General features: G+C 69.2%; 21 protein-coding genes and 2 pseudogenes. 15 read left to right on the top strand and 8 right to left on the bottom strand.

Going from position 1 to position 23,098, the window contains the following annotated elements:
• Positions 1-38 precede the first annotated feature (38 nt).
• Positions 39-461, bottom strand: a complete 423-nt coding sequence (locus tag EDD92_RS37220) for a cupin domain-containing protein (protein WP_123968371.1) — start codon at positions 459-461, stop codon at positions 39-41.
• Between the two features lie 373 nt (positions 462-834).
• Between EDD92_RS37220 and EDD92_RS37225 the strand changes: the two genes are divergently transcribed.
• From EDD92_RS37225 to EDD92_RS37250, 7 genes are all read left to right on the top strand, one after another.
• A complete protein-coding gene (locus EDD92_RS37225) occupies positions 835-1,824 on the top strand; it encodes an ROK family glucokinase (RefSeq protein WP_123968372.1) in 990 nt (329 codons plus the stop codon).
• Positions 1,821-1,964, top strand: coding sequence for a hypothetical protein (locus EDD92_RS50125; RefSeq protein ID WP_185124244.1), 144 nt, complete (start codon positions 1,821-1,823; stop codon positions 1,962-1,964). The genes EDD92_RS37225 and EDD92_RS50125 overlap by 4 nt, the downstream gene beginning before the upstream one ends.
• Positions 1,965-1,978: 14 nt before the next feature.
• A complete protein-coding gene (locus EDD92_RS37230) occupies positions 1,979-3,412 on the top strand; it encodes a sugar porter family MFS transporter (protein ID WP_123968373.1) in 1,434 nt (477 codons plus the stop codon).
• Entirely contained in the window at positions 3,409-3,828 is a 420-nt protein-coding gene (locus EDD92_RS37235) for a WhiB family transcriptional regulator (RefSeq protein ID WP_123968374.1), read from the top strand. The genes EDD92_RS37230 and EDD92_RS37235 overlap by 4 nt, the downstream gene beginning before the upstream one ends.
• 193 nt (positions 3,829-4,021) lie before the next feature.
• Entirely contained in the window at positions 4,022-6,766 is a 2,745-nt protein-coding gene (locus EDD92_RS37240) for a LuxR family transcriptional regulator (protein WP_123968375.1), read from the top strand.
• Between the two features lie 232 nt (positions 6,767-6,998).
• On the top strand, positions 6,999-9,770 hold the full coding sequence (locus EDD92_RS37245) for a LuxR family transcriptional regulator (RefSeq protein WP_123968376.1): 2,772 nt from the start codon (positions 6,999-7,001) through the stop codon (positions 9,768-9,770).
• Positions 9,771-10,188: 418 nt separating this feature from the next.
• Complete coding sequence (locus EDD92_RS37250) at positions 10,189-10,440, top strand: hypothetical protein (RefSeq protein WP_123968377.1); 252 nt, start codon at positions 10,189-10,191, stop codon at positions 10,438-10,440.
• 1,506 nt (positions 10,441-11,946) lie between these two features.
• Here the strand turns inward: EDD92_RS37250 and EDD92_RS37260 are convergent.
• A complete protein-coding gene (locus EDD92_RS37260) occupies positions 11,947-12,603 on the bottom strand; it encodes an HD family hydrolase (RefSeq protein WP_123968378.1) in 657 nt (218 codons plus the stop codon).
• A gap of 301 nt (positions 12,604-12,904) precedes the next feature.
• On the opposite strand from EDD92_RS37260, the gene EDD92_RS37265 reads away from it, so the two are divergent.
• Complete coding sequence (locus EDD92_RS37265) at positions 12,905-13,570, top strand: nitroreductase (protein WP_123968379.1); 666 nt, start codon at positions 12,905-12,907, stop codon at positions 13,568-13,570.
• Between the two features lie 546 nt (positions 13,571-14,116).
• Positions 14,117-14,434, top strand: coding sequence for a hypothetical protein (locus EDD92_RS37270; RefSeq protein WP_123968380.1), 318 nt, complete (start codon positions 14,117-14,119; stop codon positions 14,432-14,434).
• Positions 14,435-15,081: 647 nt separating this feature from the next.
• Here the strand turns inward: EDD92_RS37270 and EDD92_RS51550 are convergent.
• On the bottom strand, positions 15,082-15,222 hold the full coding sequence (locus EDD92_RS51550; RefSeq protein ID WP_260327014.1) for a hypothetical protein: 141 nt from the start codon (positions 15,220-15,222) through the stop codon (positions 15,082-15,084).
• 56 nt (positions 15,223-15,278) lie between these two features.
• On the opposite strand from EDD92_RS51550, the gene EDD92_RS51555 reads away from it, so the two are divergent.
• Both EDD92_RS51555 and EDD92_RS37285 read left to right on the top strand, forming a co-directional pair.
• A complete protein-coding gene (locus EDD92_RS51555; RefSeq protein ID WP_260327015.1) occupies positions 15,279-17,129 on the top strand; it encodes an ISL3 family transposase in 1,851 nt (616 codons plus the stop codon).
• A gap of 25 nt (positions 17,130-17,154) precedes the next feature.
• A pseudogene (locus tag EDD92_RS37285) lies at positions 17,155-17,301 on the top strand (ABC transporter permease); the annotation flags it as partial.
• Between the two features lie 267 nt (positions 17,302-17,568).
• Here EDD92_RS37285 and EDD92_RS37290 read toward each other — a convergent pair.
• The 4 genes from EDD92_RS37290 to EDD92_RS37305 all read right to left on the bottom strand — a co-directional run bounded on the left by EDD92_RS37290 (position 17,569) and on the right by EDD92_RS37305 (position 19,212).
• On the bottom strand, positions 17,569-18,006 hold the full coding sequence (locus EDD92_RS37290) for a hypothetical protein (protein ID WP_260327017.1): 438 nt from the start codon (positions 18,004-18,006) through the stop codon (positions 17,569-17,571).
• On the bottom strand, positions 18,006-18,629 hold the full coding sequence (locus tag EDD92_RS37295; protein WP_123968382.1) for a hypothetical protein: 624 nt from the start codon (positions 18,627-18,629) through the stop codon (positions 18,006-18,008). Before EDD92_RS37295 ends, EDD92_RS37290 begins: the two co-directional genes overlap by 1 nt.
• Positions 18,630-18,764: 135 nt before the next feature.
• Positions 18,765-18,938 (bottom strand): CsbD family protein, encoded by a 174-nt coding sequence (locus EDD92_RS37300; protein WP_123968383.1) that lies wholly within the window; start codon positions 18,936-18,938, stop codon positions 18,765-18,767.
• Positions 18,939-19,032: 94 nt separating this feature from the next.
• The gene (locus tag EDD92_RS37305; protein WP_399184826.1) at positions 19,033-19,212 is read right to left on the bottom strand and encodes a hydrophobic protein; all 180 of its coding nucleotides are present in this window, start codon (positions 19,210-19,212) and stop codon (positions 19,033-19,035) included.
• A 699-nt stretch (positions 19,213-19,911) separates the two neighbouring features.
• Here EDD92_RS37305 and EDD92_RS37315 point away from each other — a divergent pair.
• The 4 genes and pseudogenes from EDD92_RS37315 to EDD92_RS37330 all read left to right on the top strand — a co-directional run bounded on the left by EDD92_RS37315 (position 19,912) and on the right by EDD92_RS37330 (position 21,380).
• Positions 19,912-20,190 (top strand): hypothetical protein, encoded by a 279-nt coding sequence (locus EDD92_RS37315; protein WP_123968385.1) that lies wholly within the window; start codon positions 19,912-19,914, stop codon positions 20,188-20,190.
• Positions 20,191-20,224: 34 nt separating this feature from the next.
• Positions 20,225-20,602 carry an ANTAR domain-containing protein gene (locus EDD92_RS37320; protein WP_123968386.1) on the top strand — a complete coding sequence of 126 codons (378 nt, stop codon included), beginning with the start codon at positions 20,225-20,227 and terminating at the stop codon, positions 20,600-20,602.
• A 22-nt stretch (positions 20,603-20,624) separates the two neighbouring features.
• Positions 20,625-20,980: pseudogene (locus tag EDD92_RS37325) on the top strand (PRC-barrel domain-containing protein).
• A gap of 40 nt (positions 20,981-21,020) precedes the next feature.
• A complete protein-coding gene (locus EDD92_RS37330; RefSeq protein WP_123968387.1) occupies positions 21,021-21,380 on the top strand; it encodes an ANTAR domain-containing protein in 360 nt (119 codons plus the stop codon).
• Positions 21,381-21,572: 192 nt separating this feature from the next.
• Here the strand turns inward: EDD92_RS37330 and EDD92_RS37335 are convergent, their stop codons facing one another.
• Positions 21,573-22,952: a diacylglycerol kinase family protein gene (locus EDD92_RS37335; protein ID WP_123968388.1), complete on the bottom strand. Its 1,380-nt coding sequence runs from the start codon at positions 22,950-22,952 to the stop codon at positions 21,573-21,575.
• Positions 22,953-23,098: the final 146 nt, after the last annotated feature.

Raw genomic sequence — 23,098 nt, forward strand, 5'->3', positions numbered from 1 at the left:
AGATCTGACGCGGCGGACTCGCGTCACCGGGCCGTGGTTCAGTCGGCGGAAGGCCGCGGGGCTCGCAAGTGGGCCCGTTTCGACAGCTCCTCCTCTTCGACCAGCGTGAGCATCGGCCGGCCGGGCGCGCACAGCATGATGACGACGTACTTGGCCGGCGTGTCCGACAGGGCGTTGCCGTTCTGGTAGTGGATCACGTCACCCCCCGGCTCCCAGAACGTCTCACCGGCCTTGATCACCCGCTCGGGCTCGCCCTCGAGTTCCCACCGGACGGCGCCTTCGGTGACGTATCCGAAACATGGCCCCGAGTGGCGGTGCGGCGGCGTCCCGGGGTGTCCCGGAGGCCACTCGACCACCACAGTCATCGCCGAAGCGCCCTCCGGCACGAAGGGCGGCTTGATGTCCGCCAGCATCCTGGGCCCGGTCCCGTCCTGGCTCCCGTGCTCGTCGACTCCGCTCATTGATTCCTTGTCCAACACCGTGTCACACCTCCGGTCGATCCGACTTGGTTCGCTTTAGAAGACAACGCACGGCCCGGATGTGTGACACAGGAAGCGACAAAGACCGGGACGCAGTCGAATGACTCATGCAACTCGGGACCGGATTACGGAAGCTGAGCCTGTAGTCGGGCCCGGCTGCGAACCGCCGCCTCCCGGGTGCCGAAGCCCCCCTGCCCGGTGTTCGGGCTGGTGGCGAGCCGACTTCCCCCTCCTTCACACGCAACCACAACGTTAGGAACCACACCATGTCTCACGGTCCCCTCAGCCTGCAGCGGTCAGGCGGACACAGACGTCGGCACGCGCACCGTCGGTTCGACGGCATGGGCGGTGCCGCATGAACGAGCAGAACGGCGGTCTGACCGTTGGCGTCGATCTCGGCGGCACGAAGATCGCCGCCGGGACGGTCGACCCCGGCGGGGAGGTTGTCTCCCGGGTGCGTGTCCCCACCCCTCACGACCCGGACCGGATCGCCGGGGCGATCGCCGAGGCGGTCCAGCGGGTCCGCAAGGGCTGGGACGACGTCCGGGCGGTCGGCGTCGGAGCAGCCGGATACGTGGACGCGGACCGCTCGACGGTGCGCTTCGCACCCAACCTGGGCTGGCACGACAAGGAGATCCGGGACATCGTCCAGGAGGCCACCGGGCTTCCGGTCGTCGTCGAGAACGACGCGAACGCCGCCGCCTGGGGCGAGTTCATCCATGGAGCCGGTGCCGGGCACAACGACATGCTGATGGTCATGGCGGGCACCGGCCTGGGCGGCGGCATCATCAGCAGGGCCCGGCTCTTCCGCGGCCGCTTCGGCATGGCCGGCGAGATCGGCCACTACCGGGCGGTCCCCGACGGGCTCCCCTGCCCCTGCGGCCAGCACGGCTGCATGGAGCAGTACGCCAGCGGAGCGGCCCACACCCGCCGCGCCCGCGACATGGCAGCCGCCGATCCCGGGCGTGCCGCGGCGGTGCTCGCGCTGGGCGACGGCACCCCCGCCGGTATCCATGGCCACCATGTGACCGAGGCCGCCCGGAACGGCGACTCCTTCTCTCTCGAAGTGTTCGCACAGTCGGGCCGCTGGCTGGGCCAGGCCCTCGCCGACCTCGCCTCCATCCTCGACCCGTCCGTCCTCGTCATCGGCGGCGGCCTCGGCGACACCGGCGAGCTGATCAGGCGTCCGGCCGAGCTCTCCTACCGTCGGGCCCTCGGCGGCGGCGAGCACCGCGTCTACGCCGAGGTCCGCACCGCCACTGTGGGATCGGACGCCGGCCTCATCGGCGCGGCGAACCTCGCCCGCCTGCACGAACTGCTCTCGGCCCCGGTGGCCGGCGTTTGAGCGGCGGCACGCTCGCCGACCGGCACGACGACCGGTGCCCGGTCACCAGCGCAGACGTCCATCCGATCCACGTCTTCTACGACTGTTACGCCCACCTGGCCGGGAGCTCCCGGCTGCGCTGGTGCGCACCGGTCCTGTGAAGGAGTCCTTGTCCATGACCGCGAACGCCTCTTCCGCGGGGCGGGCCCACTCAAGGGCCGCGCTCCGCCCCACCAACCTACGGCGCGTCACCTACATCTCGGCGGCCGCGTCGATCGGCGGCTTCCTGTTCGGCTACGACAGTGCCGTCATCAACGGCGCCGTCACCGGAATCCAGCACCGATTCGATGTCACCTCCAGCGAGACGGGCACCATCGTCGCCTCCGCTCTGCTCGGTTCCGCCTTCGGAGCGGCCGTCGCCGGTCGTCTCGCCGACCGCATCGGCCGTCGGCGCGTGATGCACCTCGCCGCGGTTCTCTTCGCGATCAGCGCGCTCGGCTCGTCCATGCCCTTCTCCGTCTGGGACCTGGGCGCCTGGCGCATCGTCGGAGGTATGGCGATCGGCCTCGCCTCGCTGATCGGGCCCACCTACATCGCCGAGGTCGCGCCGCCCGACCATCGCGGGCGGCTGGCCTCGTTCCAGCAGGCGGCCATCGTGCTCGGCATCACCGCTTCCCAGCTCGTCAACTGGGGCATCGCCCAAGGGGCCGACGGCAAGAGTGAGAACCCGCTGGGTGCCCTGCATGCCTGGCAGTGGATGCTCATGGCCGCGGTCGTACCGGCACTCGCCTACCTGTTCCTCACCCTGCGCATCCCGGAGTCGCCGCACTTCCTCGTCGCGAGGGGCCGTGAGGTCCAGGCCCTCGCCGTGCTGCGCGACCTGCAGGGCACGTACGCGGGCTCGGAGGAGCGGATCGCCGAGATCCAGCATGCTCTCAAGACCGATCACAAGCCGCGGGTACGCGATCTGCTCGACGGCCGCTTCGGGCTGCTGCCGATCGTGTGGGTCGGGATCGGGCTGGCCGTCTTCCAGCAACTCGTGGGCATCAACGTCATCTTCTACTACTCGTCGCTGCTGTGGCAGTCGGTGGGTATCGACCAGGCCAACTCCCTTCTGATCAGCCTGTCCACATCGATCGTCAACATCGTCGGAACCGTCGTGGCGATGCTGCTGATCGACCGGGTCGGCCGGAAACCACTCGCACTGACCGGTTCCGCCGGCATGGCCGTGTCGCTGGCCTTCGCGTCCTGGGCCTTCTCGTACAAGACGGGCAGCGGTGGCAGTCTGTCGATCCCGGACACCGAGGGCACCGTTGCGCTGGTCGCCGCCCACGCCTTCGTGTTCTTCTTCGCGGTCTCCTGGGGCGTGGTGCTCTGGGTGATGGTCGGCGAGATGTTCCCGCTGCGGATCCGCGCCGCCGCGATGTCGGTGGCGACCGCGGCCAACTGGATCGCCAACTGGGCGGTCACCGAGAGCTTCCCTCGCATGTCGGACTGGAACCTGTCGTCCACCTACGCGATCTACGCGGGCTTCGCCGTGCTCTCCTTTGTCTTCGTCGCCGTCAGGGTGCGCGAGACCAACGGCAGGAAGTTGGAGGAGATGGGATGACAACGCCTCGTACCCCTCAGGTGAACAACCGTGCCCTGCCCGTGCGCCCGGCGGCGGGCTGGTCGCCGGCCGCGGCCTGCCGAGGTGCCGACGTCGAGACCTTCTTCCCCCCACCGGGCGACCTGGCGACCGTCCGACAGGCCCTGATGATCTGCGATGGGTGCCCGCTGCTGATCCCGTGCCGCCGGTACGCCCTCGACCACCGGGAGCGGTACGGGATCTGGGGAGGTCTGACCGAGGAGACACGGGAGACACTCATCCGCATCGGGCCGCCGCCGGCCGTGCCCTCGCTGCCACAGGAACCCGTCGCCGAACCCTTTGCGGAACGGGGGGTTCGCCCTGCTGGAGTCGTCGCGGGGCGCGCGGTGAACACGGAACCGGCCCGACTCACCGGCTCGGCCGGTTCTGCCGTGTGATCTGCTTCGGATCCGGGCCTCGGTGCGGTGACGCAGACGAGACTTGAGTCGTTGTACTGATGGTGTGATCGCACCGACGGTGTAAGGGGCCGCGGCTAGGATGTCGTGCGACGGGACTCCCTGCACGGAGGAAGCCGCACATGCTCAGCCCACCAGCCGGGGCCCTCCTGAGGCCGAACCGTATACACGCGCGATGATCGGCCGGGACGCGGAGCTGCGAGTCCTGCGCGGGCTGCTGGCGGACGCTGCGGCCGGACGCGGCGGTGCGCTGCTGATCCACGGCACGGCCGGCGTCGGCAAGTCGGCTCTGCTGCGCTCGGTCGGCGCCGAGGGCACCGAGGGCGGTTTCACGGTGCTGAGCACGGCCGGTGTGGAGACGGAGTTGTGGCTGCCGTTCGCGGCTCTGCAACTGCTGCTGCAACCGGCCGCCGACGGCATCGGGAAGCTGCCGTACCCGCACCGGAGCGCGCTCGTCGACGCGTTCAGCGCCACGCAGACCGAGCCCCACATCTTCCGGGTCGCGCTCGCAGTGCTCGAACTGCTCGCCGAGGAGGCCGACCGGCAACCGCTCCTGCTGCTCATCGACGATCTGCAGTGGATCGATTCGTCGAGCCGGGACGTCCTCAGATTCGTCGCGCGGCGCATCCGTGATCTTCCCGTACTGGTCGTCGCAGCGTCTCGGCTCCACTCTCCCGACTCCTACGCCGTGAGCGCGCTGCCGGACCTCCCTCTGCAACCGCTCGGCCGGTCCGCCGCCGCCGAACTGCTCGACGCGGGTGCACCGCACCTGTCGGCGCCGCTACGGGCCCTCATCCTGGAGCGCGCCGCGGGCAACCCGCTGGCCCTGGTCGAGTTGCCCAAGACGGTGCAGGACATCGCACCGCAGCTGGACGATCTGCCGCTGACCCAACGGCTGGAGGACGCGTTCGCCGCGCGTACGGACTCGGCGAGCCCCGAGTGCCGAACGCTGCTGCTGGCCCTGGCCGCCGAGCCCAACGCGCCACTGAACCGGCTGCTGGAGGTGTCGAGCCGTCTGACAGGCACGACGGTTTCCGTGGACGCGGTGCAGGAGGCGATCGACGCGGGCCTGGTCGGTCTGGTCGGCCGTATCCTCGAATTCCGGCATCCGCTGATGCGGTCGGCGATCTACACCCGCGCCACGGTCGCCGACCGGCTGGCCACCCACCGCGCCATCGCCGCGGCAATGGCAGACACCCCCGAGCGCCGGCTTCTCCACCTGGCCGCCGCGACGCTCGGCCCGGACGAGGAACTAGCCGCCCAACTGGAACGTTCCGCCGACGCGGCGCTGGCCCGGGGCAAGGTGGCCTCCGCCGTGCCCGCCCTACGCCAGGCGGCCGAGCTCGTCCACGACCCGCGCCGCAGGACCGAAATCCTGGTCCGGGCGGCCGAGTCGGCCAGCGAGATCAACGACCGCGTGCACACGCAGTTGCTGCTGGACCGGGCCGACTTGAGCGAACTCGGCCCGCTGGAGCGGGCCCGCCTCATGGTCGTGTCCGACAAGGCGGCGTTCGAACCCGACGAGCCGCAGCGCCGGATCGAGGAGATGGTGACCACAGCGGCCGGCGCTTTCGACGACGGCGGCGTGCAGGTCGCCGAGAACCTGCTGTGGCGGGCGGCCGCCCGGTGCTTCTTCCAGGACGGCGACGCACGGGTGCGCACGCTGGCCGCGGCAGAGCTGGACCGATGGAACCCCGATCCGGACGCTCCCGTCGTGCTGACGGTGCGCGCGTACACCGAACCCTTCCGGTACGGCGCCGAGGTGATCGCACGGCTCGGCAGCCTCCGGCCGGACCGCAGGGACGGCCGGATCATGCATTTCCTCGGCAGCGGCGCGATGGTCCTGGGCGACGCCACCCTCGCCGCCCGGTACCTGTCACTGGCGGCCACGGCGTGGCGGTCGCAGGGCAGGCTCGGGCTGCTCGCCCGGTCACTCGCGGGCAGCTGGCCGCGGGTGTACCTCGGCCAGCTCGATCGGGCCCGTGAGGAGTCCGGTGAGGGACTCGCCCTGGCCGAGGAGACCGGGGAATGGATCGTCTGGCTGGGGGTGAAGGCGACGGGGAGTCTGGTGGCGGCGGTGCGCGGGGAGACCGAGGCCGCGGCACGGATGCTCGGCGAACTGCGCGCCCACCGGCTGTTCCCCGGTATGCCGTTCGCCGCCGTCATGGCGCAGCAGGTCGAGGGCCTGCTCGCACTCTTCGATGGCCGCACGACTGAGGCGTACGACGCACTCGCGCGCGCGTTTGATCCAGCGGACCCGCATTACCACTCGGTCAGCCGCTGGCTGCTCGCGCCGGATCTGGCGGACGCCGCAGTGGCCGCGGGCACCGTGCCGCAGGCCCGGGAACTCCTGGCCGGGCTCCCCGAGTTGGCCGCCCGACTGCCCTCGGAAATGATGGTGGTGGCCCACGTCTACACCGAGGCGGTGCTGGCGCCGGACGACACGGCGGAGGAGCACTACACCGCGGCACTGGCCGCGCTGCCCGCCGGCTGGGCCCTGGCGCGGGCCCGGCTGCACCTGCACCACGGCCGACGGCTGCGTCGGCAACGGCACAACGTCGACGCCCGGAATCCGCTGCGCAGCGCCCGCGACGAGTTCGACCGGGTCGGCGCGCGGCCCTGGGCCGAGATGGCTCGCGAGCAGTTGCGCGCCGCCGGCGAGTCGAGCGGCCGGCGGCATGCGAACACCAGCGACCGGCTGTCGGCCCAGGAGATGCAGATCGCGGTGCTCGCGTCGCAGGGACTGAGCAACCGGGAGATCGGCCAGCGCCTGTTCATCTCGCACCGCACCGTCGGAGCCCACCTGTACCGCATCTATCCCCGCCTCGGCATCACCAGCCGGGGCAAGCTCGCTGCCGCACTTGCCGCACTCCAGGACGGACACCCGGCGAGCGACTCATCAGGCGCCGACGCCGGCTGACCTACGCACGCTCAAGGCGTCAGAGGTGTTCTCGGCGGAATGTCTCCAGGTCGCAGGGCTTGATCCCGGGCATGCAGACAGAGCGCGGATGCCTCGTCCTCGGAGGCCGTAGGACGCCTCGAGGTCGAAGTGCGAGCCCGCAGGCGAGCCCACTCGTCACGGTCGGCCACGGGCGCGGCGATCAACAGACGGATTACCATACTCAGCGAAGATTCCTGACAAGGGAGCTGCCATGGCGAGGCGCGGTTCACGGGCCGGGCTTCTCGGCAGGGAGAGTGAATGCAAGGCCCTCGACGATCTCGTGGCAGGGGCCAGAGCCGGGCGCAGCGGTGTCCTGGTCCTGCGTGGCGAGCCCGGGATCGGCAAGACCGAGCTGCTGAGACATCTCCTCCGTCGTGCCACCGGATGCCGCACCATCAGAGCAGTCGGCGTCCAGTCCGAGATGGAACTCTCCTACGCCGGCCTGCACCAGCTCTGCGCTCCTCTGCTCGCCGGTCTCGACCAGCTGCCCGAGCCTCAGCGCAATGCGCTCGGCACGGCCTTCGGCCTGCGCGTCGGCGCCGCGCCCGACCGGTTCCTCGTTGGCCTGGCCACGCTGAGTCTCATCGCGGACGCCGGAAGTGACCAGCCGCTGGTCTGCATCGTCGACGACGCGCAGTGGCTGGACCAGGCGTCCGCCCTCACCTTGGAGTTCGTGGCCCGCCGACTGCTCGCAGAATCGGTTGTGCTCGTCTTCGCCGTCCGTGAACCCAGTGCCGGCCACGCGTTCGGGAACCTCCCCGAGCTGCCCGTCACGGGACTGACCGAGCGCGATTCCCGGACACTTCTCGACTCGGCCGTCACCGGTCCGCTCGACGAACGGGTACGCGACCGCATAGTCGCCGAGTCACGCGGCAACCCGCTGGCACTGCTCGAACTGCCGCGTGGGTTGACCGTGGCGGAGATGGCCGGAGGGTTCGAACCCCCGGACGCATGGCCGTTGTCGAGCCAGATCGAGCAGGGCTTCCTCCTCCGTGTCCAGGCACTTCCGTCCGAAACCCGACGCCTGCTGATCATCGCCGCAGCCGAACCACTGGGCGACGTGGCACTGCTGAGGCGCGCGGCCGGGCGCCTCGGGATCGACGCCGACACGGCCGTGTCGCACCAAGGCGCGGCGGACCTGATCACACTCGGCACCCTGGTGCGGTTCCGGCACCCGCTGGTGCGCTCGGCGGCCTATCGAGCGGCGGGCCCGAGCGAACGTCGAGAGGTGCACAAGGTGCTGGCCGACGCCACCGATGCCCGGCTCGACTCCGACCGCCGTGCCTGGCACCTGGCCGACGCCGCCCCGGAGCCCGACGAGACAGTGGCCGCCGAACTGGAGCGCTCCGCGGGCCGGGCCCAGGCACGCGGCGGCATCGCCGCAGCCGCCGCATTCCTCCAGCGTGCGACCGTGCTGACACCGGATTCCGCGCGACGCGCGCAGCGCGCGCTGGCAGCCGCGCAGGCGAAACTCCAGGCAGGGGCGTTCGAGCCGGCTGCCACCCTGCTCGCCACGGCGGAGGCCGGAACCCTCGACGAACTGGGCCGCGCGCAGATCGAGGTACTGCGCGCCGGGCTCGCGTTCGCCCAGAACCGCGGCGGCGAGGCCCCGCCGCTGCTGCTCGCCGCCGCTCGCCGGTTCGGACGGCTCGATGTCGCGCTCGCCCGTGAGATCTACCTGGACGCCATCGCAGCGGCGATATTCGCCGGCCGCCTGGCGCGCGGCCCAGGACTGCTGGAGGTGGGCGAGGCCGCCCGGGAGGCACCGCCGGCCCGGCAGCCACAGGTGTCCGACCTGGTGCTGGACGCCCTCGCCGTGCGGCTCACCGACGGTTACCCGGCGTCGGTGCCGATGATGAAGCGAGCACTGGAAGCGCTCTGCGACGAGCGGCTCCCCGTACCGGAGCAGCTGCGTCGTCTCTGGCTCGCGTCGGTCATCGCCTCGGATCTGTGGGACGACGAGCACTGGCACGCGGCCGCGACGCGTCATGTGACGATCACCCGCGAGGCCGGGGCGCTCAGCGCTCTCCCCGACGCCCTCGACTCCCGCGCGTTCGTGCACCTCATCGCCGGGGAACTGGCGGCGGCCGAGTCGTTGATCGAGGAGACCGCAGCGGTGTGCGCGGCAACCGGCAACAGCAGCCCGGGCCGCGTGGGCCCCCTCGGCCTGGCTGTGTGGCGTGGTCGCGAGGACGAGGCCCGTGCATTGATCGAGGCGAACCTGGGCGACGCGGTGCCGCGTGGCCAGGGGGCCACCGTCACCGTCACACGCTGGTACGAGGCGGTGCTCTGCAACGGGCTCGGTCAGTACGCGCAGGCGCTGGCCGCGGCCCGGGAGGCGGCGGCCGAGCAGCGGGAGTTCGCCTCGCCGCGATGGGGCCTGGTCGAGCTGATCGAGGCAGCCGTACGGAGCGGTTCACCCGAGCAGGCCACCGAAGCGCTGGAGCGGCTCTCGGAGGTGACGCGAGCCAGCGGCACAGACTGGGCGCTGGGCGTGGAAGCGCGCTCACGGGCGCTGCTCAGCGAGGGCGACTCCGCGGAGCGGCTCTACCGTGAGGCGATCGAGCGGCTCGAGCGGACCCGGGTCCGCATGGATCTCGCCCGTGCGCATCTGGTGTACGGGGAGTGGTTGCGCCGCGAGAACCGCCGCGATGACGCCCGTGCCCAGCTGGACCTCGCACACGAGATGTTCAGCCGGTTCGAGGCCCAGGCGTTCGCCGAACGCGCGCGAGGGGAGTTGCAGGCCACGGGGGCCAAGGTCCGCAACCACACGGTCGCGACGCCCACGGCTCTCACCCAGCAGGAGGCGCAGATCGCCCGACTCGCCGGGAAAGGGCTCACGAACCCCGAGATCGGCGCCCAGTTGTTCATCAGCCGGCACACGGTCGAGTGGCACCTCCGCAAGGTGTTCTCGAAGCTCAGCATCTCTTCCCGCCGGGAGATCCGCGCCATCCAGTTCGAAGACGAGGCGACATCGGCCTGATCCGCGACTGGAGTGACCCCCGAAATCCGAGACCTGAACGCTGGATGCTTCGTATCCAGGGGACCCTCACGGACATGGCCCGGAGCCTGGGTATGACACACGTCAGCGGGTCCGCGACGACAAGCGGCAGTGCCGCCAACCCGGCCTCCGAGCCTCATGAAGGCCACGAGCCCGAACCGGGCTCTACGACGAAGGTGATGGGCAGCGTGGAGCCTTCTTCTTCGCCGACATGAAGTGACCAGTCCTGTCACAGAAGCTCGGGGTGCCTGGTCATCCCTTCAAACGGTTGTGTGAGCCGCGGAATGTGACGGCCGCCGTGCGCGCGTTCCGTGTGGACCTATGGGTGCAGCACGAGGGCGCACTGGCCCAGCAGATCCACCTGTGCGCGCCGCATCCCACGATCTGACATGGAGGCAACATGTTCGAGCACCGGACAGAGGCTGAGATGAGGCTGTACTCCGAGAAGATGGCCAGGGAACTCGCCCTGAAGAGGCGGCAGAAGGAGAGTGACGTCAAGAACGACCCCACCGAGAAGACAGGCGCAGTGAACGGCGACAGCAACGAGAACGATGACGTCGTCGATACGCCGCCTTGGGCCGGCGATACGCCGCCTTGGGCCGGCGAGACGCCGGCGACCACGGGAACGACGGGCACCACGGACCCGGAGTGAGCAGACTGACATCCGGTGCGGGCAGCGGGTTCCATTGCCGCGGGAGGGAATCGGCGAGGGACATGAGTCGCGACGCGAGCCGGAGGTCGGAGCGAGCTGGGTCTCTCGGAGGGTCACTTGAGTCCGCTCGTTCATCGGTCAGAGTAAGCGCGCGCTGTCGCTTGTGACGCTCATTTGACGCTCCGGCCGTTTCCCGGCCTGCCTCCGGTGCTGGAAAATAGGGTTTGACCTGGGTGTTTTCCCATCGAGCCTCCCCATGACAGCTTTGCGATGACGCATCACGTGGAGCACCGGGTGATCCGCCGCCCAGCCCCCGGACAGCCTCTCGGTCTCGGCACAAAGTCCCAGAGAAGTCCCACAGAATGCCGCCTGACCCTCCTGGCTTGCATACATGCAGGTCAGGAGGGGGGTAGCGGCGTTGCTTCTGAAGACCTTCAGATGTCCCGGAAGAGGCCAGTGGGCGCCGTGACCTGCCGGGATGGGCGACTGTGGGTCTCTGAGCTGTGCGAATGGACTTTCGGCTGTTTCACGCTTGTGTCCGTTGCCGCAGCCGGAAGTCCCAGAAAAGTCCCAGGGGACTCCGGGTACCCGCGGCCATTCTTTCGGCTCTGCACCGGGTGCGAGGAGGGGTATGAGCCGGTGACCGTGCATCCGTGGCATGCCGCGAATGAACACAACGCGCGCTTCTCGAACAGGTCGCGGCCGGTGAAGACCCCGCTCCCTGGGCGCCGGGTGACTGGCGGTCGGCCTACGATCTGCGCGACCGTGGACTTCTGACAGTCGGGCCCGGTGGCAGAGCGGGGCAGGCAGAGGTCACCGATGCCGGCCGGTTCCACCTTCGGCATGGTCATCATCCCGACGCCCAGTCGTTCACGTCCGCCCAGGCCCGGTGGCGGGCCGTGAACGCACCTCATCTCGTCGCTCTCGTCCGTGCCGGGGCCCACTTCGAACGCGGCCAACTCGTCGAACGACCCGAGACGCTCGCGGCATAACCAAGTCCCGCCGCAGAAGGCCTGAATCTGCCTGAGTGGGGAGTCTGGCTTTGTCGCTGAGAACCGGTCTCTGGCACAGATCTTGGGGAGTGGTCACGGAGGGTGGCCGCAGTGTTCGATTGCGATACATCGAGCGGGTGTGAGACCGCGTACGCCGTGCCGCCAAACAGCAGGAGTGACGCTCCGTCAGGTGTCCGTAGATCTCCTTCGTGTGCGGATGTGGCCGGTGACAGTGCTGGTCATGCAGGCCGACGTATCGTTCTGGGACTCGCTGGTGTTCGACGGGATCGCCTCACAGGCTTCGCACTCCACTTGCTCAGGGACCTCGACGCGGTGACCGCCGGCCTCACCCTGCGCTGGAGCTCCGGCGGTACGGAAGGTGCCGTAAACCGCATCAAGAAGATCAAAAGGCAGCTCTACGGACGAGCTGGATTCGAACTACTCCGCAAGATGATCCTGCTTCAGTGACCGCCGTAGCACGTTCTCCGAAGCAGGGCAGCCGACGTGGCACCCGTCACTCCCGGGACGTGGCGTCTCGCGACCAGCCGCGTGTCTCGCCCTCGTCGATGAGGCGTCGCCCAGCCCTCCACAGGGAGGCGGATGCCTCCCCGATCACCGCCTTGCGGGCCCGGACGTCGTCAGAGGTAACGCCCGGAGTACGCCACGTACCACCGCGCGCCATCCAGTTGAGAAGCAGCGGCTGCAGCCGGTCCATTGCCTTGGCGAATCTGGCTTCGGGAGTGCGACGTTCCTCAAATTCGTCCCACAGAAGCCGCATGCGCTGAGCCTGATCCGCCGGAAGCAAGCTGAAGAGCTCATCGGCAGCCGCAACTTCCCGTTCGCGCTGATCGTTCCCCGCGGCACTGTCGTACAGGGGGGTGTCGCCAGCGTAGATCTCCACCAGATCGTGCAGGAGAACGAGCTGAATGGTATGACCTACGTCGATGGGTTGGTCGGAGTGTTCGGCGAGGATCACAACCATCATGGCCAGGTGCCACGAGTGCTCCGCGTCGTTCTCACGGCGGTCCGCCGCAGCAAGGGGAGACTGACGGAGGATGGTCTTGAGCTGGTCGATCTCGACCAGAAAGGTGAGTTGGGCATGCAGGCGATCATCGAGGTCGTCGGGGAAGGGTGTCTTCTCGGCAAGTAAGCCGCGCCGCTCATCGCTCACGGACTCATCGTGGCATGCGCCGTCCCGCTCGCAGGGTGAATCTTGGCCCACAACGACCAGACGAACGCAGCATCAGGTGACGACCGACTTGGGTAACCCTCCGCGACCGCTCCCCAAGATCTGTGCCAGAGCCGAGAACCGACAGCGCATGCAGGTGAGTTTTGGCAGCACTTCGTGACCGGTTAGCGGAGGAATGTCGGTCAATTCAGGCAGCACCAAAGCTCTGCCCGGCCGGTTGGCCGGGTGCGATGATCATCCTCGTGTCTTCACTGCCTGCCGTGGAGTGAGAGGACGAGAAGACGTGGATGTGTATGAAGCCGTGGACAGTCGCAGGGCTGTGCGGGCGTTCAGCGATGAGCCGGTGCCCAAGGAGGTTCTCGAACGAGTGCTGGCGGCAGCGACGCGGGCTCCGTCGAGCGGAAACCTCCAGCCATGGCATGTGTATGTCGTGACCGGCGAGCCTTTGGTCGAGCTGAAGAAGCGTGCGACGGCCAGGGCACTGGCGCGAGACCCGGGTGATGAGCGGGAGTATCCGATGTACCCGGCCGGACTGGCGTCACCGTATCTGGACCGATTTTCCGCCGCGGCCGCCCAGCGATACGAGGCACTGGGAATCGAGCGTGACGACCCCGACAGGCCCGTGAAGATCGCCGCCTTGAACTCTGAGGCGTTCGGGGCGCCGGTCGTGCTGTTCTGCTACCTCGATCGGACGATGGGGCCGGGGCAGTGGGGGGACGCGGGGATGTACTTGCAGACGGTCATGCTGTTGCTGAGGGCGGAAGGGTTGCACAGCTGCCCGCAGGTGATGTGGACGATGTATCGCGAGACCGTCAGCCAGATGGTCGGAGCCGATGACGAACTCGTGCTGTTCTGCGGTGTCTCGGTGGGATTCGAGAAAGAAGGCGTGCCCCGGCTGCGTACCGGGCGGGCGGACATGACAGAAACGGTGAGCTTCGTCGGAGCGTGACCCGCTGAGCGGTGATCCTCCCAGCAGACGGGTCGTCAGTCGGTGTCGCTCCGCTCATTGCGGGCTCGGGTTTGGGAGAGGAGCAAGGAGTCGATACCGCTACCCGATGAGACCCGGTGGTGTCGTCGCTGACCGACAGGTGGTGTCACTACTCACGCACACAGCCAGGAGTCGGGCGTCCGCTTGTTCCTAAAGGTCCGCTACGAGAAGGCGGTAGCCGACGTCCAGTGATTCGCGGTCGAGCAGGTCAGCATGCCCACAGCGTTCGGGAACAGCACGTCCTTCAACCCAGACAGAACCTCCATGACCAGGGCATTCCCGCCGTCAAACGTAAGGCGCTAGGCCGACGACCGTGACCGTCATGAAAATCCGACCGGACCCGATTTCAAAGGTCGCCATCAGCTGGCGCCCTACTCGTACGGCAAGGGCTTCAAACACGCCATCGACCGGGTGAGATGCGGCGGCACGTGGATGGGTGATGGCTATCTTGCAACCACCAAGGGCGGAGCGTAAGGGCTGCCCCGGGCAGGGAGCAGGAGTCGGTCGATGGGGCAAAAGTATCTTCAGCGTTTCGTCTATGCCGAGGGCGTCACCAAGCCTGCACTCGATGAGGCGTGGGGCGAAGCCTTCAAGGCGTTCGCCCGGTCGGGCAACTGGGGCGATGTCGACAGCGGCATCGTGCACCACCAGACGTACGGCACCGGATGGGGCGGGTACGCGCTGATCGAAGTGGAGGACCCCGAGGCCTTCGGGCGCTACCAGATGTTCCACAACCAGACCTACGGCCACGTCGTCCACGTCACCTTCGAACCCCTGTGGGACATGGATCGGGCGTTCGAGGCGACCATCCGCGAGCTGAAGTGAATGTACGACGCAGACGGTGGTCCCTCCCCGGGCACAGGCGAGGGACCGCTGTGAAGTGCGTCAGCCGGTGAAGCCGGCCCGGTGGCCGAACTCGCCGGCCTCGGCGCCCCGTGTGGGATGCGGGGTGACAGCACTGCTTCCGCCTCGCCCAGGCACATGCCCAAGGCGATGAAGCGGTGCCGTCGGCATCCGGTGAAGTCCTGGTCCAGGGCGAGGACTTGGGCCGCTGGGCGCTGGGCCCAGACGTGCCGCCGCGGCTATCTCCTGGCTGCCTGGGTCCGGGAGGCCGAGACCAACGGACCAGGTCCAATACAGGGCTTCGCCGGATTCCTGCGCCAGGACTGGGACGCCGTCCTCGCCGGCATGACGCTCGCCTGCAACTCCGGCGTCGTCGAGGGCCACGTCAACCGTTTACGACGATCAAGCGGCAGATGCACGGCCGGGGATCCTTCAGACTCCTCCGCACCCGCGTCCTGCTGCGATCGTGACCGTCACGAAATTCCGACCGGACCCGTTTTCAGGAATCGCCATCACCGCTGCGGGACGCGGTCGAGCAGTGCATGCGCGGCCTGCATACGGGCGTCGGCATCCCGGACACCGCACGACCATGATCAAGTGGTGGGCGCGGCGCTGCTGTCCGCCGTCGGCTACCTGGTGTCCGCCACCTCCCACTCGGCAGCCCAGCTGATCACCGGCCAGGCGATCTCCGGCATCGGAGCCGCCGCGCTCTTCCTTGCCTCCTTGTCCATGATCACCGCGATCACGACCACCCCGCCTTCGCGAGCCAAGGGCCTGGCCTCCTGGACCACGGCCCTGTCGCTCGGCGCTTTCCTCAGCCCCGCTGATGTCCGGCGGGATCGTCGAACACGCCTCCTTCCAGTGGGCGTTCGGCGTGACCGGCATGCTCGCCGTGATCACCGCGGTGGGTGCCTGGCTGCTGGCCGCCGAGTCCAGCTCCCCCGAGGGCCGCTCGCTCGACTGGCCGGGACAGATCACCATCGCCGTGGCCATGCTCACCCTTCTGTACAGCATCATCCAGGGCCCGTCGGACGGCTGGAGCTCGGCACCCGTCGTCGCGTCCTTCGTCGCCTTCGCCGTGTTCCTCGCCGCGTTCGTGACAGTGGAGAGCCGCAGCGCGGCCCCGATGCTGCGCCTGGAGCTGTTCCGCATCCCGGCCTTCGCCGCGGGGGCCGCGATGGCGGTGATCGGCATGTTCGGCTTCCTCGGCCGCGCGTACGACCTGAGCATCCGCCTCGGCGTCATCCAGCACCAAAGCCCCTTCCAGGCCGCGGTGCCCTTCCCTCCCGTCCGCCGGACGGAAGTACCCATGACCAGGTGTTTCTCTGCGCCCCCGGCAGCTTTCGAACCTGTGACACCCGCTTTAAACGATACGACGGTGTTGCTAGGTCTCGACGGGGTGTCCGTCGCCCGGGTCGAGCGGCTGGCGGATGGGACACGCCGAGTCCACTTGATCACGGCCGATGAGAGGGCCCGGGCCTGCCCGGCCTGCGGAGCCTTCGCCACCCGGGTAAAGGGCTCCGCGACCACCCGGCCCCGCGATCTGCCGTACGGCGAGAGCGGACTGGAGTTCCGCTGGCACAAGCGCCGCTGGTGGTGCCGGGAGCCCGGCTGCCCGCGCCGGTCCTTCACCGAGCAGATCCCGCAGCTACCGGTCGGCGCGCGGATCACCATGCGACTGCGCGGTGCCGCCGGGCGGCGAATACGCGACGCCGCCTCCACCGTCATCCAGGCCGCCCGGGATCTGCACCTGTCCTGGCCGACCGTGATGGACGCCTTCCGCGCCGCACGCGAGGTGATCGAGGCACCGCCGCCCGAGGTGCGGGTGCTGGGCATCGACGAGACCCGGCGGGGACGGCCGCGCTGGGAACAGGACCCCGCCACGGGAAAGTGCAGGCTGACGCGCGATCGGTGGCACACAGGGTTCGTCGATGCACTCGGCACCGGCGGCCTGCTCGGCCAAGTCGAAGGCCGCACCGTCGCCGATGTGCTCGCCCGGCTCGCCACCATCCCGCTGACCTGGAGGAAGAGCATCGAGTACGTGGTCATCGACATGTCGACCACCTATCGTGCCGCCGTCCGCACCGGTCTCCCGCACGCCACCGTCGTGGTCGACCACTTCCACGTCGTCCAACTCGCCAACAAAGTGCTATCCATGGTCAGGCGCCGCACCACCGCAGAGACCCGCGGCCGGCGCGGGCGCGCAAGTGATCCGGAATGGAAAGCCAGGCGACGCCTCCTGCGCAACCGCGAGGACCTCACCGACGAACAGTTCGCCACCATGTGGAACGCGCGGCTGGGAGAGGGACCGATCGGACAGACCCTGCTGACGGCGTGGATCGCCAAGGAGAACCTGCGCAACCTGCTCGCCCTAGCCCGCAGCAGTGTCGACCGGCAGCAAGTCGGCCAGGCCCGCTGGGAGTTCCTCACCTGGTGCGCGGACTCCGACATCCCCGAGGTACGGCAGCTCGCCGTCACCGCCGACCGCTGGTGGCCGGAGATCGAAACATTCATCGACACCGGGCACAGCAACGCCAAGAGCGAAGGCATCAACCGCGTCATCAAGCTCGTCGCTCGCAACGCCTTCGGTTTTCGCAACGCCGACGACCAACGACTACGGACACAGTGCGTCACCACACACCGGGCCCGCGGACACCTCCGCACCGCTCAACTTTGAAGACCCGGATTAGGCAAGGTAGTTGATCACCCTGGACCTGGCCGTGCTCAGCTTCCTCGGCCTCGGTGCCCAGCCCCCTTCCTACGAATGGGGCCTGCTACTCGCCGAGAACCAGCCGTATGCCGGACGCGTCCCCTGGGCCGTCCTTGCCCCGGCCGCCGTCCTGGCCCTTCCGTGCTGCTCGTCGTCGACGTGGTGTTCGGCCGGGTCGAAGGTGTGATCGCGGGGAGTGCGACGCTGCTGGTGTGCGGCGGTCTGTGGGGGGTGTTGCCGCAGTTCGTCCGGCGGCACGCCGCACGGTTTGAGGCCCGGGCTGTCTCGGAGCCGTCGGCCGGATCGGACTGAGTGCTTCCGTCAGCAACACAGCCGCCGCGGTTGGCCGGTGTGGTTCACCTACCGGTTTCCTGCGGAGGCTGTGCTTCTTGCGGGGAGGACGGTGTCACCGGTCGGCGGGTGCTGACATGTGCAGCAGTCGTTCGGTGATCTCCCGGTACTGCCTGAGTGCGAGCCGTAGTTCCTCGGTCTGTGCTTCGGTGTCCTGGTCCTGCCAGCTCGCGCGCAGGACGCGGCGCCGTTCCGTGAGGCTGTCGGTGAACTGGGTGGCGACATCGTCGAAGACGGTGTCGGCCTCCTCCACCGCCTGGCGCGGGCTGTCGACGAAGGTGTTCAGGGCCTGCTGGAGGCGCAGGGTGAGCTTGTCCCGGTCCTCCTGCGGGACCAGGTCCGGGCCGGGCTTGCGATCGGGGCCGTCGGCGCTGGTGCCGGGCTCAGGCAGTGCGTGAGCGGGTCCGGTGCGGGGTGCTTGCGGGGCGCGCTGCATCGTGCGATCCGGGCCCCCGGTCTGGGGGCGCGGTGTGTGTTCGGCGTGGTGGGACATCAGGTGCTGCTTCCCTTCGCGTGGCGTCGGTTCAGTGCCCATGGCGCGTGGCCCTGGTCGTCGCGGGACGACGCGTCGCGCCGGTCCGGGTCAGCCGGCTGTTCCCTGACCAGTGCCTCGAAGAGGCTTCGGGCCTCGACCATGGCTTCCCGCATCTCCTCGGTGCCGCTCTGGCCGCGTGCCGCCGTGTGCATGCTGCGGTAGCCCTGGACGTAGTGGGCGTGGTGGACGGACAGGGCGGCGAGCTGCTCCTCGAACTGCTCGCCGTCGGGGAAGCCGCGGTCCCTCGCCAGGCCGGCAAGGAGTGCGTCGGCCGCGGTGACGGCCTTCTGCGGCGAGTCGACGAACTGTTCCTGGATGTCGGCCCACTGAGCCCTGTACTGCGCGCGGGCCTCGGGGGACAGCGGCTGCTCCGTGAGGGAGCCGTGTTGCTTGACGCGCTCGCCGAGTTCCCGCTCGGCAGCCTTGGTGTCGCCGTCGTGGTCGGCGACGGCACGGTCGTACTCGGGTCCGAAGCGGTGCTTCAGCCCGCGCCCGCCGCCGGCTCGGATGCGTCCGCGTCCGACGACGAAGAGGATGACCGCCGCGATGACGATCACGGCGGTGATCACGATGGTGAGCATGGCGGCCTTCTCTGGCTCTCGGCTCGTGAGTTGCGTTGTTTCATTGCCGCACCCGTCACTTCCTGTGGGGCTGATTCCGCGTTGGCCTGCCGGGTGGCGTCCACGCGACGTGGGCACCACCCGGGGCGTCTGTGGTCAGTGTCTGAAGGCGTCCTTGGCCTTGTCTCCGGACTGCTTCAGGTTTCCGGAGATCCGGTCGGTCCCGCCTTCGCGCTGCAGTCGCCTGTTGCGGGTGGTCCGGCCGAGGCGTTCGGTGACCCGGCCCTTGAATGCCCGGGTCTTGTGCTTGATCGTCTGTCCGACGCTCATGGCCGGCCTCCTACTGGTTTCGCTGGATGGGCTCCCGCGCGTGATCGCCGTACAGGCCGCCGTTCCCGCGGGCGGGAGAACGCGCTGGTGTGGACTATCCGCGACTGCGGCCGTACCGGCGTCCGCCGCCACGTCCACCGCCGCGCCCGCGCATGGCGAAACCGGCGATCCAGAGGACCAGGAGTACGGCGGCAACCCACCAAAGGGTCTGCATGGTGAAGCCGAACCCGAACACCACCAGGATCAGCAGAAGGAGAAGAATCCACAGGATCATTGCCGGGCCTCCAGATCGCGGGACGTTCCTGATTCCGCGGGGTCCGGGCGAAGCGGGAAGGTGGAATGCTTCGGCCGAACGATCCGGAGTGGCATAGCCCTACGCCGTGCTGTCAGTCAACGCCTGGCAACCTCCCTTGTCAACGCGGTGCCGGCACGGGGGAGTTCGGGGAACTGGGCAGGGGCCGCTGGGACAAACGGAGCCTCGGCGGGAGCGTCGGCCGGCGGGGCCGGCAGGATGTGGTCCTCCCACCGGGACAGGGCCATCACGGTGGCGAGCAGGACGAAGGGGGTCGAAGCGGGAACGAGTAGTACGTACATGCGTACCGCCCGCGGGGGGATGCGTGCGACGCGGCGGGCGTAAATGGGGGATGCCCGCATGGGGCGCATACCGTGCCGGGATCGGGCGGCGATGGTGGGTGTGGGAACGGCCCGTTGGCAAACGGGGCGGGTTCCGGCACTGATGCGCGAGGTGCGCCCTCGAAGGAGCGCGAGAGGTGATCGACGCTGCCGGGGGCTCGGGCCGTACCGTGCACGCTAGCCCTCGCCGCACCCCCTGAACAGACGGCAAGTGGCCATCCGTTCCCGGCGGAAGACGCTGACGTGGGTAGCTGTCCGCAACCTCTGGGGAGGGCTACGCTGTGCGCACAGGCCCCGGCCCCCGGCAGTGATGCCTTGTTCCGCTCCGGGGAGGCCCGCCGTGTTCGTTCTGCTTCTCATCCTCATCGTGGTCTTGTTCGGCCTCGGCTTTCTCCACCCGCTCTGGTGGGTGGTCGCGGCCGTGTTGGTGTTCGGTGCCACCCGGCACGGCCGCGACCGTGGCGGAGGCTGGGGCGGCGGTGACGGTTCCGATTTCGGGGACTACCGGGACTACCAGCAGCGCCGGGATCGTCAGGACCGCTGGGACCGCCGCTACAGCCGTCAGCACCGGGCGCGCTGGAGGCGCGAGGACCGTCGGGACCATGAACGCCGCGGGTGACCGATGAAGTCGCCCGATATGAGAGGTGGATGTCATGCATCGCACAACCTTGCTCCCGGAGAATTGGTGGGGCGTGGCGGCTGAGACCGCGGTGGGGAATGCGGCCGGTCGGGATGTCGTGGCGCTGCGCGCCGAGAACGATCAGCTGCGGCGGGCGCTGGCCGGCCGTGCGGTCATCGATCAGGCCTGCGGCATGGTGATGGTCCTGGCACCCTGCGGCCGTGGGGCGGCCAGGAACCTGCTGGTGGATATCTCGCGGCAGTGCAACGCCAAGCTTCCGGACGTGGCCGTGGCCGTGGTCGCCGCCTGGGAGGGTGACCCGCTCTCGCGGCTGATGCAACGGGCGCTGCGGCATGCACTGCGGCAGCTTTACGCGGACAACCGAGGATGCGACTCACCATCGGCGGGGTGAGCCGTCCGGGTAGGGAGAGGCCATGATTCACGCGGCCGACGTCCGGGAATGGCGCAACCGCGATGTCGTCGACAGCGAAGGCCACAAGGTCGGTGTCCTGGAGGCGGTCTATGTGGACACCACCAGCGACGAGCCGGCCATGGCCACAGTACGGACCGGACTGCCCACCCGGCACCGTCTGGTCTTCGTATCTCTCGATGACGCGATCGCCGGGCCGGACCATCTCAAGACCGGCTATGGCAGGCACTGGTGAAGCAGGCCCCGTCGGTCAGCACCGACCGCGTGCTGCCCGCCGAGCAGGAGGAAGCGATCTTCAGGCACCACGGACTGGCCTACCAGCCCGGTACGGCCGGCGAACGGCGACTGGCGCGCCGCTGACCACCTACGGACGGAATGACTGCCCTGTGAGGTACGCACCATGCGCCAGCTGACCACGCCCCGCGAAAAACAGTGGCTGTTGATGGCCGCGGCATCGGCGGAAGACACGGCTCTACTGGCCGAGGTCGTCGAACTACGCGCCACAAACGAGCAGTTGAGCCGCGCGCTGGCGAGCCGAGCGGTGATCGACCAGGCACGCGGCATGGTGATGGCCCTGGCACCCTGTTCCAGCGAACGGGCCTGGGACCTGCTGGTGGACGTGTCGCAGCACTGCAACATCAAGCTCCGGGACGTGGCCGCGGCCCTGGTCGCCACCACGACCGACGAAACGCTTCCGGAACCGATGCAGCGGGAGCTGCGCCGAGCACTGAGACGCCTCCATCTGGAGGACCGGAGATGACGGTGTACATGCTCCAGCGGACGGCACCGGGAGCTGTGAGTTCAACTCGCCGGTGCCTTCGCCCAGAACGGCCGTCGGACGCCTCCGTTGGGTAGCCCGCCCGGTGGAGCTCAAACACCGACCTGCCCCTTCCCTGACCCCGTAGCCGTTGAACAGGCAGAACGCTCGAAGCGCGCCACCCCGCCGGCGGCGTCACCGCTGTGGTGGCAGGTAGACGGTGAGCGTACCTATCGCTTTGTCGAGGTGGAGCGTGCCGGCGGCCGGGCTCACTTCGCCGTCACGGGTGTAGTCCTCTTCCTCGCCCATTCCGTCGATCCGCAGCCGGGTGACCATGGTGGCCCGGTAGACGCGGGAGCGGGCGAGGGTTCCGGTGAGGAAGGCGGTGACGAGCCGGGTGCGGGCGAAGGGGTGGCTGCCGTCCACGGTGCGGATGTCGAGGAGTCCGTCGTTGAGGCTACGGCGGTAGGAGGGCGCGAAGCCGGGCGGGTCGTAGCGGCTGTTGCCGGCGAAGAGCAGCCACAGCCGTCGGTGCCGCCCGTCGACGGTGACCTGGCTGGGGGTGCCGTCGGCGAGGACGCGGAGCAGGCCGATGCACAGGGCGGGCCACTTGCCCAGGCGCCTCTCGCGGGCTTCCCGGGCCCGGACGAGTTCGGGGTAGACACCGATACTGAACGTGTTGAGGAAATACGTGCCGGCACCGTCTGCGGAGGTGACCCGGCCGAGATCGACGGCTCCGCCGCAACCCGCCTCCACGGCGTCGGCGGCGGACTTCAGGGTCGCAAGGCCGAGGTCGGCGGCGAAGTGGTTGAGGGTGCCGGCGGGGAACACGGCCAGTGGCAGTCCGCTCTCGGTGGCCCGGACCGCTGCCGCGTTGACCGTCCCGTCGCCGCCGACGACGCCGAGCGCGCCACCTCGGGCGAGCACGTCCTTGGCGGCTTGGTCGAGCACCAGGTGCAGGTCGACGCCACTCCCGCAGATCCGTATGTCCGCCATCGGCAAGAGGATCCGTAGTTCGGCTTCGGCCGGGGTGTCGCCGCCCGCGTCGCTGTTGACGACCGCGATCAGCCCCTGCCCTGCGGGAAGCGCCGGAACAGGGACGTTCGGCCGGGCGGCATGCGCGGGCTCGTCCACGTGCAGCGGCCACCAACGGCACGTCGCCGCCGCGACACCGGCCCCGAGTACGGCACCGGCGAGGACATCACCGGGCGAACGCGTGCCGGTGCGGGCGCGACAGACGGCGGCGGCTGCGGCAAGCGGGACGAGCGCGGCGCCCAGCAGCGGCGACTCCAACGCGACGGCCGACGCGAAAGCCGCGACGGCGACCGCATGCCCGGACGGCAATGCCCGGGTGGCGGGCCGAGGCAGAAACCGGTGGCTGGAAGCCGACTTGGCGGCGATACCGACGGCGGCGGAGGCCAGAGCCAGGGAGCCGGTGCCACGCAGAGCGGCTCGGCGTGCGCCACGGTTGCCGGACAGGCCCATCACGGCCGCGCCGGCCAGCCACGGCAGCATGGGGTGGGCAGAGGCGACACGCGAGAAGAGCCGTGCATCGGGTGCGCGGAGGTGTCTCATGCCGACTGCGTACCCGTAGCGATGGCGACCACGCGGCCGCCTGCCCACACGAATCGGTCAAGGGCGCCTGCCGCGCTGCCGGTTGGCCATCTGGTTCGGGACGAGACCGCCCAGGGTGGTCTCGTGCGGCGGGTGCCCAGAGCGTG

It is taken from the genome of Streptomyces sp. TLI_185, from assembly GCF_003814765.1.
GTDB lineage: Bacteria > Actinomycetota > Actinomycetes > Streptomycetales > Streptomycetaceae > Streptomyces.